Raw genomic sequence first — 14,159 nt, 5'->3', positions numbered from 1 at the left:
ATTGCCTGAGAATTTTGCTTTTTTAGGGGGAGATGATGAAAAACTTAGATTAGCTTCTGAATTGTCAGAGAAGTGTGCAAATTTTCTAAAAACTATGTCACAAAGATATCAAGTATTTCTTTTGGGAGGAGGGTATCCTGTCCCTGCTGGTGATGATAGTCATACTTTTAATAGGTCAGCCTTATTTGGGAAAGACGGACAAATTTTGGCAAAATACGATAAGATTCATTTGTTTGATGTTGATCTGCCAGATGGAAATTTATATAAGGAATCATCAACTATTTTATCTGGAGCAGAGTATCCACCTGTTGTAGATGTCCCAGGTTTATGCAAAATAGGATTGTCGATTTGTTACGACGTTAGATTTCCTGAACTCTATAGATATTTGTCTTCCAATGGTGCAGAGCTAATTATGATTCCAGCAGCTTTTACAGCATTTACTGGAAAAGATCATTGGCAAATCCTTTTACAAGCAAGAGCAATTGAGAATACAGCATATGTAGTAGCTCCTGCTCAAACTGGGATTCATTATGGAAGAAGGCAAAGTCATGGCCATGCAATGGTGATTGATCCTTGGGGTACAGTTTTATCTGATGCTGGAAAAACTCAGGGAGCTGCAATAGCCCCTGCCGATAAAGAAAGAGTAAAGAAAATTAGGGAGCAGATGCCAAGCCTTAAACATAGAAAAAACAAATTGTTTTCAAACTAATGATAAAGTTTTTAGATAATAAACTTTTTCGTTATTTATCCGTTTTTTTATTTTTAAATTCTTCAATCCTTCCAGTTAAATCATCAAGTGCTCTTGCGGCATGGGCTATAAATACAAATGGGGTTTTAGAATTAAGAACTAAATCAAATACAAATTTAAAAGCATACTTTCAGAAGGCTAATCAAATATCGGGAGATAGATTCTGGGTGGATTTCCCAGGAGAATTAAAAAACCCGAGAACAATAAAAGGTAATGGCCCAATAAAAGAAATTAGATTAGGTAAACCAGATAAGGGTAAAACAAGACTAGTAATTGAATTTAAGGAAGAGACTTATTTGAAACCTTTGACTTGGCATATGCTTGGCTTAGATCAAAATAGATGGAAAATTAAACTATTTAACCCAAAATATGCATTTAAAAAGATTGGTGAAGGTTTAGTTGAAAAGAAAAGAGGAAATATCAAATCAAGTAAAAATTTAATTTATAAGAAGAGAAATAATTATGGTTACTTGAAACTTCCAGAGGTAAAACGAAACAAGTTTGAGGTTGTAATCGATCCAGGGCATGGAGGACCTGATCCAGGAGCAATAGGTATTGGTGGTATTAGAGAAACAGATGTTGTTCTAGAGATTTCAAAAATAATTAAAAATTTACTTTCTGAGAAAGGTGTCAAAGTAAGGTTGACGAGAACAAATGACATTGATTTGGATTTGCCTCCAAGAGTCTCCATTGCTAATAATACCGATGCAGATATCTTTGTAAGTATTCATGCAAATGCCTCAAGAGGTAAAAGAAGAGATATAAATGGATTGGAAACCTTTTATTACAGAGGGTGGAGAGGAAGATTACTCGCTAAAAGAATTCAAAAACAAATTTTAAGGGTTTCCCCTGGGAGTCCTGATCGAGGAGTTAAACAAGGTAGATTTTATGTAATTAAAAATACTAGGATGCCTGCAGTTCTTGTAGAAATTGGATTTTTAACGGGAAGATTAGATGCAAGAAGATTAGAAAAAATAACCCATAGAAAAAGATTAGCCTATGCAATTGCAAAAGGAATCCTCGAATATCTAGTTAAAGTAGGGTGAAACTTAAAATAGGTATATTTGATAGTGGAATAGGTGGTTTTACTATCCTTAATTCTTTACTAAAAACACGTAAAGATGTAGAAGTTTTTTATTTGGCGGATACAAAACGAATACCTTTTGGGAACAAAAATTCTAAAGAGATTAGATTAATTGCAAAGGAGATTTGTACTTTTTTTGTTGATAAGAATTTGGATGCACTTTTAGTTGCTTGTAACACTACAAATGCGTGTGCGCTTGATATTCTAGAAGATAATTTAAAGGTTCCTTGTTTTGATCTTATAAACTCAGTATCGGAAATAGTTGATAAACAAATAATTGGTGTCCTAGCAACACAAACAACTGTTCGATCATCTTATTACAAGAAATCTATAAAAGCTAAAAAAGAGAATACGATAATATTTCAGCAAGAATGTCCAGAATTTGTATCAGAAATTGAAAAAGAAAAATTAAATATTGATAAGTTAAATAGTCTTTCAGACTTATACTTAAGACCACTAATAACTAAAAATATTGAAGAATTAATACTTGGATGTAGTCACTATCCCTTGATTTATGACTTTTTAAGAAAAAAATTAGATTCAAATATAAAAATTATTGATCCATCTGTAGCATTAATAAAAAAATTAAATGAATCTTTTGCTATTCCAAAAACTGACCGCTATGAGAGAATTTCTTTCGAAGATGTAAAATTTTTTGTTACTTCAGAAAGAGATGAGTTTTCCAATAAAGTAAAATTTTGGCTTGGAATTAATAAAGAAATTAGGTTGGTTTACCTCCGAAGTAATGTTTGATTCCTTAAGATATAGAAGAGGTCAATCATGAATACAGTAACAGAGCTACTACAACCAGTTGAAAACGATCTTGATGATCTTATTTTAGAACTGAAAAATCTAATAGGAGCTGGTCACCCAATTCTTCAAGCAGCAGCAGAACACCTTTTCAGTGCTGGGGGGAAAAGGTTGAGACCTGGTATAGTTTTATTGATTTCAAAAGCTATATCCCATGAATTTTGCTTAACAACTAAACATAAAAGGCTTGCTGAAATAACTGAGATGATTCATACAGCCTCATTAGTACATGATGATGTAGTTGATGAGGCGTCTACAAGAAGAGGAGTTGATACAGTTCATAGCAGATTTAATACCAGAGTTGCTGTTTTGGCGGGTGACTTTTTATTCGCCCAAGCAAGTTGGCACCTAGCAAATCTTGACAATGTAAATGTAGTAAAATTACTGAGTAGAGTAATAATGGATTTAGCAGAGGGTGAAATCAAGCAAAATTTAAATAGATTTGATTCGGCTCAATCTTTTTCTAAATACATCAACAAAAGTTATTGTAAAACAGCATCATTAATAGCCAATAGTTGCAAAGCAGCTGGAGTTTTGAGTGGGATTAATGATGAAAACTTAACCTCGTTGTACGATTTTGGTAAAAATATTGGATTAGCATTCCAAGTTGTAGATGACATTCTTGACTTTACTGGAAATGATAAACAACTTGGAAAACCTGCGGTAAGTGATCTTGCTAGCGGCTATCTTACCGCTCCAGTTTTATATGCCTTAGAAGAAAACAAACAATTGTCAGTTCTTATAAATAGAGAACTTGCTGAAAAAGATGATTTAGATGATGCTCTTAATATCATTATGAACTCTAAAGCTATTGAAAGTTCTAGGAAATTAGCTGAAGATTTTGCAATGCTTTCCAAAGAAGCTATAGTCTGGCTTCCTGATTCAGAATATAAAAGAGCTTTAATGGCTCTTCCAGAATTTGTTATAAGCCGTATTTATTAGATCTATTAGAAATAAATCTTTGAGCTAAATTAATATTAAAATTTTTGAAAAACTTAATTTTTTCGACTAAATTTATTAAACATAGTTCTATTTAATGTCATTAGATAAAAAAAATTCAATCAATAACATACTTGAAGAAAAGAGAATTTTCCCACCATCAAACAAATTTGCAGAAAACTCAAATATTAGTACTCAAGAAGAATTATTAAGCCTAAAAAAACTAGCATCAGATAATCCTATTGAATTTTGGAAATCTTTTGCAAATTCTGAATTAGATTGGTTTGAGCCATTTCAAACTGTATTAGATAACGAAAATGCGCCCTTTTTTAAATGGTTCAAAGAAGGAAAACTCAATATTACATATAACTGCTTAGATAGACACATTAAGAGAGGGCTTGGAGGAAAAACTGCACTTATATGGGAAGGCGAACCCGGAGATAGCAAAAAATATACTTACGAAGAACTTCTAAAAGAGGTATGTAAAGCAGCTAATGCATTAAAAGCAATTGGTGTTAAAAAAGGAGATTTGGTATGTATTTATATGCCGATGATTCCTGAAGCGATGTTTGCGATGTTAGCTTGTGCAAGAATTGGCGCGCCTCATTCAGTTGTCTTCGGAGGATTTTCTTCAGAAGCTTTAAAAGATAGGTTAATTGATGGAAACGCCAGATTTGTTATTACTGCTGATGGTGGCTTTAGAAAAGATAAGGTGATTGAACTTAAGAAAGCAGTTGATGCGGCTATCAAAAGTGGGGCAGATAAAGTTGTTGAAAAAGTAGTTGTTGTTCAACGATCCCAAAAAAATATTTCGATGGTTGATGATAGAGATTTTTGGTGGCACGAATTATTAAAAGATCAAAAAGATCATTGTGAACCTGAAATAATGAATAGCGAAGATAGACTTTTTATTCTTTATACTTCAGGCTCTACTGGAAAGCCCAAAGGTGTAGTCCACACTACAGGTGGTTACAATCTTTGGTCCCATTTAACATTTAAATGGATTTTTGACTTAAAAGATGACGATATTTACTGGTGTACTGCTGATGTTGGTTGGATTACAGGTCATAGTTACATAGTTTATGGTCCCTTATCTAATGGTGCTACAACCTTAATGTATGAGGGCGTGCCAAGACCCTCAAATTTAGGGGCTTTTTGGGAAATTGTTCAAAAATATAAGGTTTCTATTTTTTATACTGCACCAACTGCAATAAGAGCATTTATGAAGTCTGGGCGTGAAATACCTGACAAATATAATTTGGGGAGTCTTAGGCTTTTGGGCACAGTTGGAGAACCAATTAATCCTGAAGCATGGATGTGGTACAAGGATGTTATTGGTAAAGATAAATGCCCTATTGTTGATACTTGGTGGCAAACTGAGACTGGTGGTGTGATGATAAGTCCCTTGCCTGGAGTCGTTGCTACAAAGCCAGGGTCAGCTACTTTCCCTCTGCCAGGAATCGAAGTTGAAATTGTGGATAAGAATGGAGATAAGGTTAAGGAGAACGAGGGTGGCTATTTAATTATTAAGAAACCTTGGCCAGGAATGATGAGAACAATTCACGGAAACTCAGAGAGATATTTGGAGAGTTATTGGGAATATATTTCCTTTAAAGGAGAAAAAAATGTTTATTTTGCTGGAGATGGAGCACGTATTGATGAAGATGGATATATTTGGATTATGGGAAGAGTTGATGATGTCATAAGTGTTTCAGGACATCGGTTAGGAACTATGGAAATAGAATCTGCTTTGGTAAGTCATAAATCAGTTGCAGAGTCTGCAGTCGTTGGCAAAAAAGATGATTTAAAAGGTGAAGTTATAGTTGCTTTTGTATCTCTAGAGAAAGACGTGAAGGGTTCTTCAGAATTAGTGGAGGATCTAAAGAAACATGTTGTTAAAGAAATTGGAATTATCGCAAAGCCTGAAAAGATTATAGTTTCTGACTCTCTTCCGAAAACACGTAGTGGAAAAATTATGAGGCGAATTTTAAGATCTTTGGCTGCTGGAGAAAAAATTAGCGGTGATATAAGTACTCTTGAAGATAGTTCTGTTTTGGAAAAGCTGAAAGAATTATCCTAATGAGATTCATCAATTAAATTGGAAATTTTTTTTATAGTATTTCTTTTAAATTCATCATCGGCCCAGTCTCCCAAAAAATTTTCTCTTAATCCTGCGCTGGCAATTATAGTGTGTGTACCTTTTAACATTACCCCCTTAGAATTATCTTCTTTTCTTGCTTTCAGACAAGAAAATAATTTATCTGTTTGATCTAATTCGTCTGAGTTGAATTTTATTAGGAAGTTATTTTTTTGATTATATGTTTTTTCAATTAATCGCAAAGTTCTTTCAGGGCTTGGGCTAAATTCACTATTGAATTCTAATTTTCGAGAAATTTGTTTCAATAATGGAATAGATTTGTTAGCACTGAAGTTATTAAAACTTATTGATATGAATTTTTCGCAATTTCTTCCACCATCAGGAGAAATTAGATGAAGTTTGCAGCCTAGGCTATGACCAATTCTTATTGAAGGAATTGATGCTCCTATTCTCTTGTATAAAGATATTCGGCAATTCTTGAAATCCCTCCATGCTTTAATAGCAAGTTGTTGGTGATCGAATTGAGGAGTGTATTTATATGCATGTACTGCATAGTTTTTATTAATTAAACTCTCTATGAATCTTTTATAAGTTAAATCTGGTTTAGAAGCCAGATAACTTCCACCAATAAATTCCACAATTTTTTTAGGATTTGAAGGCCAATAACAAAAATTATTAAATTGATATTTTGTAAAAGTCATCTTTAATAAACTAAAAATGTATGAAAATTATTTTCTAATCATGTTTCTTAATTTATATTAACTTAAGAGAAATTTTTATTAAATGCGTCAAGATAAATGAAAGTGTTTTCAGCTAATTGGATCTATCTAACAAAAAAAAAATAAATCAATTGGATATTCTTCAGGATCAAGTCATCAGTTATCCCTCTGAAGAGGGTGTTGCTAATCAAAATAAAAAAATTGAAAAAATTTTAATTCTTGATACTGAAACAACAGGTTTAGACGAAAATAAAGATGAAGTGATAGAGATAGGTTGTATTTTGTTTGATGTATCTTTTAAGTGTGTGCTTTCACAAGTTTCATTTTTATTTCCAGTTAATAATAATGAAGCCGAGCATGTTAATGGTATATCTGCTGAAGTAACTAATATCTCTCAACCATGGGAGGATGGATTAAATTTCTTTCTGAAACTTGTCGATTGTTCGGATTTCATTGTCGCGCATAATGTAGAGTTTGATAAGAAATGGTTTGGGAAAGGAAAATTACCTAAACTTAATAAAAAATGGATATGTAGTTTAGAAGATATTAATTGGTCTTTTAAAAAATCACTAAAAAATAGACCCTCAGTAACTGATCTAGCTTTATCTTTTTCAATACCAGTTTGGAATTTACATAGAGCTTTATCTGATTGTTTTTACATATCTGAGGTCTTCAAAAAATGTGATAATTTAGAGGAACTCCTACTTAAAGCTACTGAACCAAGGTTTTTATACAAAGCAATGATTGGTTACGAAGATAGGTCTTTAGCTAAAAATGCTGGGTTCAGATGGAATAATCCTGTGCAAGGAGCTTGGTCAAGAAAATTAACTACTGATGAGGCAAAAAATCTTGATTTTAGAGTTGAGATTTTGAATTAATATTCAATAAATATTTGACTCAGAAAATATCTAGTGCATCTTACAGGGCATCCACTTATTACCCATTTTATGTGCTCCAATACATCCGTATTTTGAGGCAGCCTTTTCAGCTTCTTGTTTAGTGTTAAATAGATTTGACATCATATTTTCTTTGCTTGAATTTGAAAATTGTTTGGAATGATTATGATGATTGTTTTGAGAATTAGGCGAATACTCCCATATTCCCATAGTCGTTACACCGGCAGATATAATTCCCATCCCTACTACTGATAAATTAACTATTCCCATTGCGACTGCACCAAAAGAAAATACACCCATTGGTACTACACCTATACTTATTACTCCCATCGGCACTATTCCTATTGAAACTATACCAAGAGGTGCTATTCCAAAAGCAATTTTTTTTGGTTTTGTACCGCAATGTTGATTCTCTTTACTTTTATTAATTCCCAATAGTTTTTCTAAATGTTAAATTAAAATTGTCTCACAAAATAACCAATCAAAGATTAATTTCTAGATGAATTAAAAATTTTGAATTATTTTTTAGAACTTTGAATAACTTAAAAAACCTAAGAGGAACAGTTGACCTATTTCCTGATCAATTAATAAAGTGGCAAAACGTTGAAAAAATTTTATTAGAGCAGCTTTCTAGAGCGTCCATCAATGAAATAAGAACACCAATATTAGAAATGACCGAATTATTTATAAGAGGAATTGGTGAAGGAACAGATGTTGTCAGTAAGGAAATGTATACATTTCTTGATAGGGGGAAGAGATCTTGTACTTTAAGACCTGAAGGAACAGCCTCAGTCGCACGAGCGTTAATACAAAATGGAATATCGTCTAATCCTCTTCAAAAACTTTGGTACATGGGTCCTATGTTTCGATACGAAAGACCTCAAGCAGGCAGGCAAAGACAGTTTCATCAATTAGGTGTTGAGTTTATAGGACATGATTCAGTTAGAAGTGATGTTGAAATTATTGCTTTAGCTTGGGATATCTTAGGTAAATTAGGAATAAAAGAACTCAATCTTGAAATAAATACGTTAGGCGATACAAATGACAGATTAAATTTTCAAAAATCTTTCTTAAAATGGTTAGAAAAAAATAAAGATTCTCTAGATTTAGATTCTCAGAATAGAATATCTAAAAACCCTTTGAGGATATTGGATTCAAAGAATATTCAAACTAAAAAGGTTCTTGAAAATGCACCAAGATTATTTAATTTTTTATCTGAAAAAAGTCTTAAAAGATATTTAGACTTAAAAAGACAACTAGAGTTTCTAAAAATACCTTATGTAGAAAATTTTAATCTTGTAAGAGGTTTAGATTATTACACTCATACAGCTTTTGAAATTACTAGTGGGGCTCTGGGCTCCCAAGCTACAGTTTGCGGAGGAGGGAGATACGACGATTTAATAAAACAAATGGGAGGGCCAAACACTCCTGCGATTGGTTTCGCTATTGGTTTAGAAAGATTGATTTTACTCGCAGGAAAAGAGCTTGAAATTCCAAGAAATACTGATATCTATATCATTAATCAAGGCTTAATTGCTGAATCATTAGCAATGGATTTATCTAGAAAATTAAGAAATTATGATTTGTTAGTTGAGTTAGATTTGAGCGGAGCCTCATTTTCTAAGCAATTTAAAAAGGCAAATAAATTTAAATCTAAAAGTATTATTGTTATTGGTGATGATGAGGCAGTTAATGGGGAATTTATTATAAGGCTCTTTGATCAATCAGGTAATGGGAATGAAGAGGAGCTTATATCTTTTGAGAATGATATTAAATTAGAAAATTGGATAAATAATAACTTACTTGTAAAGTGATGTTCTTGAAGATAGTGATAATTTTTCTTTTTATATTAATTTTTTTTAATTTAAAGAGTTTTCTTAAATTAAATAGAAAACAAAAAGTTTTTAATTCTAAAAAAATAACAACTTTCAATAAAAAGAATCTTAATAATTGGATGAATTTAACTAAAAAAGAAAGATATAACTTAACAAAACAAGATTCTTTAAACTACATGGATAAAAGAAAACTTTTATTAAAAGAAATTAGAAATGAATATAAGAAAATATCTAGAAAAAATTCTGAGGGGAACATTAAGAAAAAATAATTATGGAAAATTACTGGACTTCTAATAAAACCATAAAAGGACTAAGACATTTTGTTTTAGTAAATGAGACTAAAGAAAAAGGAAATATTAGTTTTTTAATGGTTTCTGTCCTTGATTCTGAAATTAACTTAAAAACTTCTTATGAAGAATTAGTAAATAGTGGAAATTGGCACAAGGGTTGGATCAATCTTTCAAAGCATCAATCGATTACAGAAGAATACGTTAACTATAAATCCATCAATAAAGGAAAGGTTATCGATGCAATGTTCATTAATGAAGATTCTTTATTTAATATTTCTTAATTTGATATAAATCTTTCAAATTTCTTTTCTTTGTAAATACTAGGTTTTTTGTGACTTAATAATTATTTAAAAGTTTTACCCCTTTCAAAAAAATAAAATTAACGTTATCAAGGATTAATAATATTTACTTAATTCAATGTTAGGGGATATGTGGAGCTCATCTGAGTTGACCTCGGAAAAACTGGGAATAACTGAAATTAAACTTTCTTTTTTACGTGAAAATGGAATTCTCAAGCCTGGGATTCATTGGAAAAGCTCTCCACTCGGTCAGAAAAAACCTTGGAAACCCAAAGCGCTATACAATATAAAAATGTGTAGAGAAATAATTAATAAATTTTATTCTGAAGAAAACTACAATATTGCAGCCTAAAAAATGATGTATTACTCCTGATTTATTTTGGGAAAATAAATAAGATATTTATTCGATTAGATTCTCATCCTTACACTCAATAAGAGTGTTTTGCAAAGTTGGATACAAGTTAATCATGTTTATATATTGTTTCGATTTTCTGTAAGATTTTGCAGCCTTTTTGTAATGAACTTTAGATTTCATTTCTAGTGAAAATTTTCTAGAAGACTCTTGAGAAGTAGTCATAATATTAGATGTCTTATCCCATATTTAATAATTGTTTGAAAATGAGGCAATAACTACCACGGTGTAATGAAACAAAACATCGTTTTATGTCAGCAAAATGAAATTTATTTAACTTATTTGAATTTAAAAATACTGGTTTATTTGGCAAAACTTATATCTCTGAGAATAATTTTTCTTCATTAAATCTACCTTCTTTACTCTTGTCTTGCCCTAAGAATAATTTTTGTTTAGTAATAGTTAGGATTACTAACCTTTACAATTTTGTTATGAATTCAACTGTTTGGTGAAATATAAAGTATTCTCAAAACGTTTAAGCTAATCAATTCCTAAATGCAAACCTATGGAAATCCAGATACTACCTATGGATGGTGGGCTGGTAATTCAGGTGTAGCAAATCGCTCAGGAAAATTCATTGCTGCTCATGTAGCTCATGCAGGATTAATTGTTTTCTGGGCGGGTGCATTCACCCTTTTTGAACTTTCACGATTTGACCCAAGCGTCCCAATGGGTCATCAACCTCTAATCGTTCTTCCTCACTTAGCAACTCTTGGAATAGGGTTTGATGCTAATGGTGTTGCGATGGGAGATACTAAACCTGTTCTAGCGATAGCAATAGTTCACTTAGTTTCTTCTATGGTTTTAGCAGCCGGAGGACTTTTACACTCTTTACTTCTTCCTGGAAATCTAGAAGATTCTGATGTAGCAAGAGCTAGAAAATTCAATATTGAATGGGATAATCCAGACAAATTGACATTTATTCTTGGTCACCATTTAATTATTCTTGGTTTCGCAGTTATCGCTTTTGTTGAATGGGCAAGGGTTCATGGAATTTATGATCCAGCTATTGGTTCTGTAAGACAAGTTGAGTATGAATTAAATTTGGCCAAAATTTGGAATCACCAAACAGACTTTTTGACTATTGATAGCCTTGAAGAAGTAATGGGAGGTCATGCTTTTCTTGCTTTCGTTGAGATTACTGGTGGTGCTTGGCATATTGCTACTAAGCAAGTTGGTGAATATACCAAATTTAAAGGTAAAGGACTTCTCTCAGCAGAAGCAGTTCTCTCATGGTCACTAGCCGGAATAGGTTGGATGGCTATTATTGCAGCCTTCTGGAGTGCAGCTAACACAACAGTTTATCCAACTGAATTCTTTGGTGAACCACTTGAATTGAAGTTTAGTATTTCTCCTTATTGGGTAGATACTGTTGATCTTCCTGATGGTGAGTACACTTCAAGGGCATGGTTAGCTAATGTTCATTACTATTTTGGATTCTTCTTTATACAAGGTCATCTATGGCACGCTTTAAGAGCACTAGGCTTTGATTTCAAGAGAGTTACAAATGCTATCAGTAATATTGATAGTGCAACAGTTACTCTTAAAGATTAATTTTCAAATTTTTCTTACCAATATCTAAAGGCTCCTAATACCGGAGCCTTTTTTATTTGAAAAATTTTGTTTATTAATTTAGATTTAGAGTTATATGTTTTTGAAATCATTGAATATTTTTTCGATCCAGAATAAAGATATTTTTTCAAATTCTCTATTGATAAGTTTTTTTGGATTGTTATTTATATTTTTTTTGTTGATTTTTGGAAGGAAATTTAAACTAGCTGTTCAACTTGAGAGATTTGGATTGCCGATAGCAGTTATATCAGGAATTTTAGGTATATCTATAGGCCCATTTGGTGCGATACACTTTTTACCAAAAGAAACAATAAATGTTTGGAGTAATTTTCCTACTCCTCTTTTATCATTAGTCTTCGCAACTTTAATGATGGGAAGACCTATACCGAATATAAATGGTTTAGTTAAACCGATTTTTAATCAATTTCTATTAGCTCTTTCACTAGGTTTCGGACAATTTTTTGTCGGTGGCCTTGTTGTTAAATATTTTCTGCCTCCATCTATGGACGCAAATCCTCTAATGGGTTGTTTAATAGAGGTAGGTTTTGAGGGCGGTCATGGAGCTGCATCAATAATCGGTGAAAGTTTTAATAAACTAGGTTTCCCAAATGGTTTAGATCTTGGTTTGGCTATGGCAACAATGGGTCTTTTATCCTCTTCAATATTGGGTAGCATATTCATCTTCCTTGGTAGAACTTTAGGTCTTTCAGATACTGAGCAAATTCTTGAACAAAAAGATACTCTAATGGGAAAAAATAAGACAGGAATTTTTGCAGATTTAAGAATTTTTATAATAAATCTTGGATTCTCTGGTTTGGCAATTTCTTTTGGTATTTTGCTACTTAAATTTTTAAGGTATATTTCAAGTTCTTTTGGAGATTTTTCGAAGGAAATTATTTTTTCACTACCAGTATTCCCTTTTATCCTTATAGGTTCGCTCCTTATAAGATATATTTTAGAGAAAACCAAAAATACAGAATTTATTTCAAATATTCTGCAAAGGGAGATTGGTATTTTATCCACAGATTTGTTGATTTTTACAGCTATGGCGAGTTTAGATATCGCAGTTGTTTTTGATAATTGGATACTTATTTTAGTGTTTACTATTTTCGGTTTATTTTGGAATTTAATCTGCATTGCTTATTTCGCATACTTTATTTTTGATGATTATTGGTTTGAAAAAAGCTTGATAGAGTTTGGTAATTCTACGGGTGTAGTAGCTTCTGGGTTACTTCTTTTAAGGCTTGCAGATCCTAAAAATATTTCTAAGACTTTACCAATTTTTACGTCAAAACAGCTTTTTGCTCAGTTAATTCTTTCTGGGGGACTATTTACAGTTCTTGCACCATTAATGATTTCTAAAATTGGGTTAGATTATTGGACAGAAATTTGTGCCCTAATTACATTCGCAATTCTTTTTATTGCATTGATTTTTAATAAAGTAGAGATGAAAAAGTTTCAATAAGAACCCTAGAATAGTATTAGCCTAAATTTTATTTTAATGTCATTTACTCCCTACGATATTCCACCTCAAGAAAATAAAGGCAAGTGGTTTAGGAGCCATTTACTCGGAAGGGAAATCGAACTAGGAGAATTGTATAGTCTTGGATCAAATGATTTAGATTTGCTAATGGCGGAGACTGCAGAAATTAGAAGCGATCTTGATTTTAAGGAAAAAAATATTGGAAAATTTAGGACTGCAGGATATTTTTTGGAGTTAGCAAGAATAATTGAAAAAAGGAAGTTGTTAGAAAGTTAATTAAAAGGAAAATAATTCTTTCTATAATTAGGTTCCCATAATTCGTATTTATACATTAAGGTTTTAAATTCTTTATTTTTCTCAAATGAATCTAACCAGTTTTTTATCGAGGGTTCAAAATAATTTACCCTTTTTTGACTTTCACAAGCGATTCTAAATTGTCTTACAAAAGGCCAAACAGACCAATCAGCGATTGTGGGGCTATCTCCAAAAAAATATTTGTTTTCTGCAAGTAGTTCGTTCCATCTCTTTATAAATTTAATAGCATTTGTGAAATGAAATTCTTCATCACTATCTTTATATCTTGTGGCATATTTAAATCGATCTAAATGATATTTGAATTCGTTATCGTTTTCATTAATTATTTTAAAAATATCTTCCTTTTTGTTCTCAGGAAAATAAATTAATTTGATTTTTTCCTTTTTCGACTCTGAGAGAGCCCACAGGATGATTTCAAGACTTTCTTCAATAACTTCACTATTTTTTTTTATAAGAATTGGAACGGTTTTCGTCTTTGAATTATTTAAAAAATCTAAAGGTTTATTTTTTAAATCAATTTCTCTTATCTCTACTTTTATTTCGCTAATTAACAGGGCCCATCTTGCACGAATTGCATATGGACATCTTCGAAATGAATATAAAATATCGTTTTTCATATTGTAAAAACTTTTAATTTCCCTAATTCTTTTAGTATTATC

Annotated in this window: 17 protein-coding genes; 13 read left to right on the top strand and 4 right to left on the bottom strand. The window is 31.7% G+C overall.

The genetic code is table 11. From position 1 onward, the window contains the following. The 5 genes from EU98_RS04310 to acs form a co-directional block, all read left to right on the top strand. Positions 1–709, top strand: a 709-nt coding sequence (locus tag EU98_RS04310) for a carbon-nitrogen hydrolase family protein (RefSeq protein WP_032515781.1), incomplete at its 5' end; no start/stop codon positions are given. Then, the gene (locus tag EU98_RS04315; protein WP_032515779.1) at positions 709–1,794 is read left to right on the top strand and encodes an N-acetylmuramoyl-L-alanine amidase; all 1,086 of its coding nucleotides are present in this window, start codon (positions 709–711) and stop codon (positions 1,792–1,794) included. The genes EU98_RS04310 and EU98_RS04315, both read left to right, overlap by 1 nt. Continuing rightward, positions 1,791–2,585 (top strand): glutamate racemase, encoded by a 795-nt coding sequence (gene murI, locus EU98_RS04320; RefSeq protein WP_032515778.1) that lies wholly within the window; start codon positions 1,791–1,793, stop codon positions 2,583–2,585. Before EU98_RS04315 ends, murI begins: the two co-directional genes overlap by 4 nt. Positions 2,586–2,612: 27 nt before the next feature. Beyond that, complete coding sequence (gene sds, locus EU98_RS04325; RefSeq protein WP_032515777.1) at positions 2,613–3,584, top strand: solanesyl diphosphate synthase; 972 nt, start codon at positions 2,613–2,615, stop codon at positions 3,582–3,584. 94 nt (positions 3,585–3,678) lie between these two features. Continuing rightward, positions 3,679–5,661 carry an acetate--CoA ligase gene (acs, locus tag EU98_RS04330; RefSeq protein ID WP_032515776.1) on the top strand — a complete coding sequence of 661 codons (1,983 nt, stop codon included), beginning with the start codon at positions 3,679–3,681 and terminating at the stop codon, positions 5,659–5,661. Here acs and EU98_RS04335 read toward each other — a convergent pair. Then, entirely contained in the window at positions 5,658–6,380 is a 723-nt protein-coding gene (locus EU98_RS04335) for a DUF1350 family protein (protein WP_032515775.1), read from the bottom strand. The genes acs and EU98_RS04335 overlap by 4 nt on opposite strands. Before the next feature lie 116 nt (positions 6,381–6,496). On the opposite strand from EU98_RS04335, the gene EU98_RS04340 reads away from it, so the two are divergent. Beyond that, positions 6,497–7,276 carry a 3'-5' exonuclease gene (locus EU98_RS04340; protein WP_032515774.1) on the top strand — a complete coding sequence of 260 codons (780 nt, stop codon included), beginning with the start codon at positions 6,497–6,499 and terminating at the stop codon, positions 7,274–7,276. A gap of 30 nt (positions 7,277–7,306) precedes the next feature. Here EU98_RS04340 and EU98_RS04345 read toward each other — a convergent pair whose 3' ends face one another. Then, on the bottom strand, positions 7,307–7,729 hold the full coding sequence (locus EU98_RS04345; RefSeq protein WP_032515772.1) for a GLTT repeat protein: 423 nt from the start codon (positions 7,727–7,729) through the stop codon (positions 7,307–7,309). A 98-nt stretch (positions 7,730–7,827) separates the two neighbouring features. Here EU98_RS04345 and hisS point away from each other — a divergent pair, with 98 nt between their 5' ends. From hisS to EU98_RS04365, 4 genes are all read left to right on the top strand, one after another. Then, on the top strand, positions 7,828–9,108 hold the full coding sequence (gene hisS, locus EU98_RS04350; protein WP_032515771.1) for a histidine--tRNA ligase: 1,281 nt from the start codon (positions 7,828–7,830) through the stop codon (positions 9,106–9,108). Positions 9,109–9,248: 140 nt separating this feature from the next. Beyond that, complete coding sequence (locus tag EU98_RS10085) at positions 9,249–9,398, top strand: hypothetical protein (protein ID WP_241466393.1); 150 nt, start codon at positions 9,249–9,251, stop codon at positions 9,396–9,398. 2 nt (positions 9,399–9,400) lie between these two features. Next, the gene (locus EU98_RS04360; RefSeq protein WP_032515769.1) at positions 9,401–9,700 is read left to right on the top strand and encodes a TIGR02450 family Trp-rich protein; all 300 of its coding nucleotides are present in this window, start codon (positions 9,401–9,403) and stop codon (positions 9,698–9,700) included. A 136-nt stretch (positions 9,701–9,836) separates the two neighbouring features. Then, entirely contained in the window at positions 9,837–10,070 is a 234-nt protein-coding gene (locus EU98_RS04365) for a hypothetical protein (protein WP_032515768.1), read from the top strand. Positions 10,071–10,118: 48 nt separating this feature from the next. Here EU98_RS04365 and EU98_RS09855 read toward each other — a convergent pair whose 3' ends face one another. Then, complete coding sequence (locus tag EU98_RS09855; RefSeq protein ID WP_193743012.1) at positions 10,119–10,295, bottom strand: hypothetical protein; 177 nt, start codon at positions 10,293–10,295, stop codon at positions 10,119–10,121. A gap of 330 nt (positions 10,296–10,625) precedes the next feature. On the opposite strand from EU98_RS09855, the gene EU98_RS04370 reads away from it, so the two are divergent. From EU98_RS04370 to EU98_RS04380, 3 genes are all read left to right on the top strand, one after another. Then, on the top strand, positions 10,626–11,684 hold the full coding sequence (locus EU98_RS04370; protein WP_011818131.1) for a chlorophyll a/b binding light-harvesting protein: 1,059 nt from the start codon (positions 10,626–10,628) through the stop codon (positions 11,682–11,684). A gap of 94 nt (positions 11,685–11,778) precedes the next feature. Next, positions 11,779–13,167: a sodium:solute symporter gene (locus EU98_RS04375; protein ID WP_032515767.1), complete on the top strand. Its 1,389-nt coding sequence runs from the start codon at positions 11,779–11,781 to the stop codon at positions 13,165–13,167. A gap of 36 nt (positions 13,168–13,203) precedes the next feature. Continuing rightward, on the top strand, positions 13,204–13,461 hold the full coding sequence (locus tag EU98_RS04380) for a hypothetical protein (protein ID WP_011862645.1): 258 nt from the start codon (positions 13,204–13,206) through the stop codon (positions 13,459–13,461). On the opposite strand, the gene EU98_RS04385 is transcribed toward EU98_RS04380, so the two are convergent. Beyond that, positions 13,458–14,117 carry a glutathione S-transferase gene (locus EU98_RS04385; protein WP_032515766.1) on the bottom strand — a complete coding sequence of 220 codons (660 nt, stop codon included), beginning with the start codon at positions 14,115–14,117 and terminating at the stop codon, positions 13,458–13,460. The two genes, EU98_RS04380 and EU98_RS04385, sit on opposite strands and share 4 nt — an antisense overlap. Between the last annotated feature and the right edge of the window lie 42 nt (positions 14,118–14,159).

This window comes from Prochlorococcus marinus str. MIT 9314 (genome assembly GCF_000760035.1).
GTDB classification, from domain to species: Bacteria; Cyanobacteriota; Cyanobacteriia; order PCC-6307; family Cyanobiaceae; genus Prochlorococcus_A; species Prochlorococcus_A marinus_B.
The sequence above is the reverse complement of the archived record's forward strand: the minus strand, read 5'-3'. Positions and strand labels throughout refer to the sequence as shown.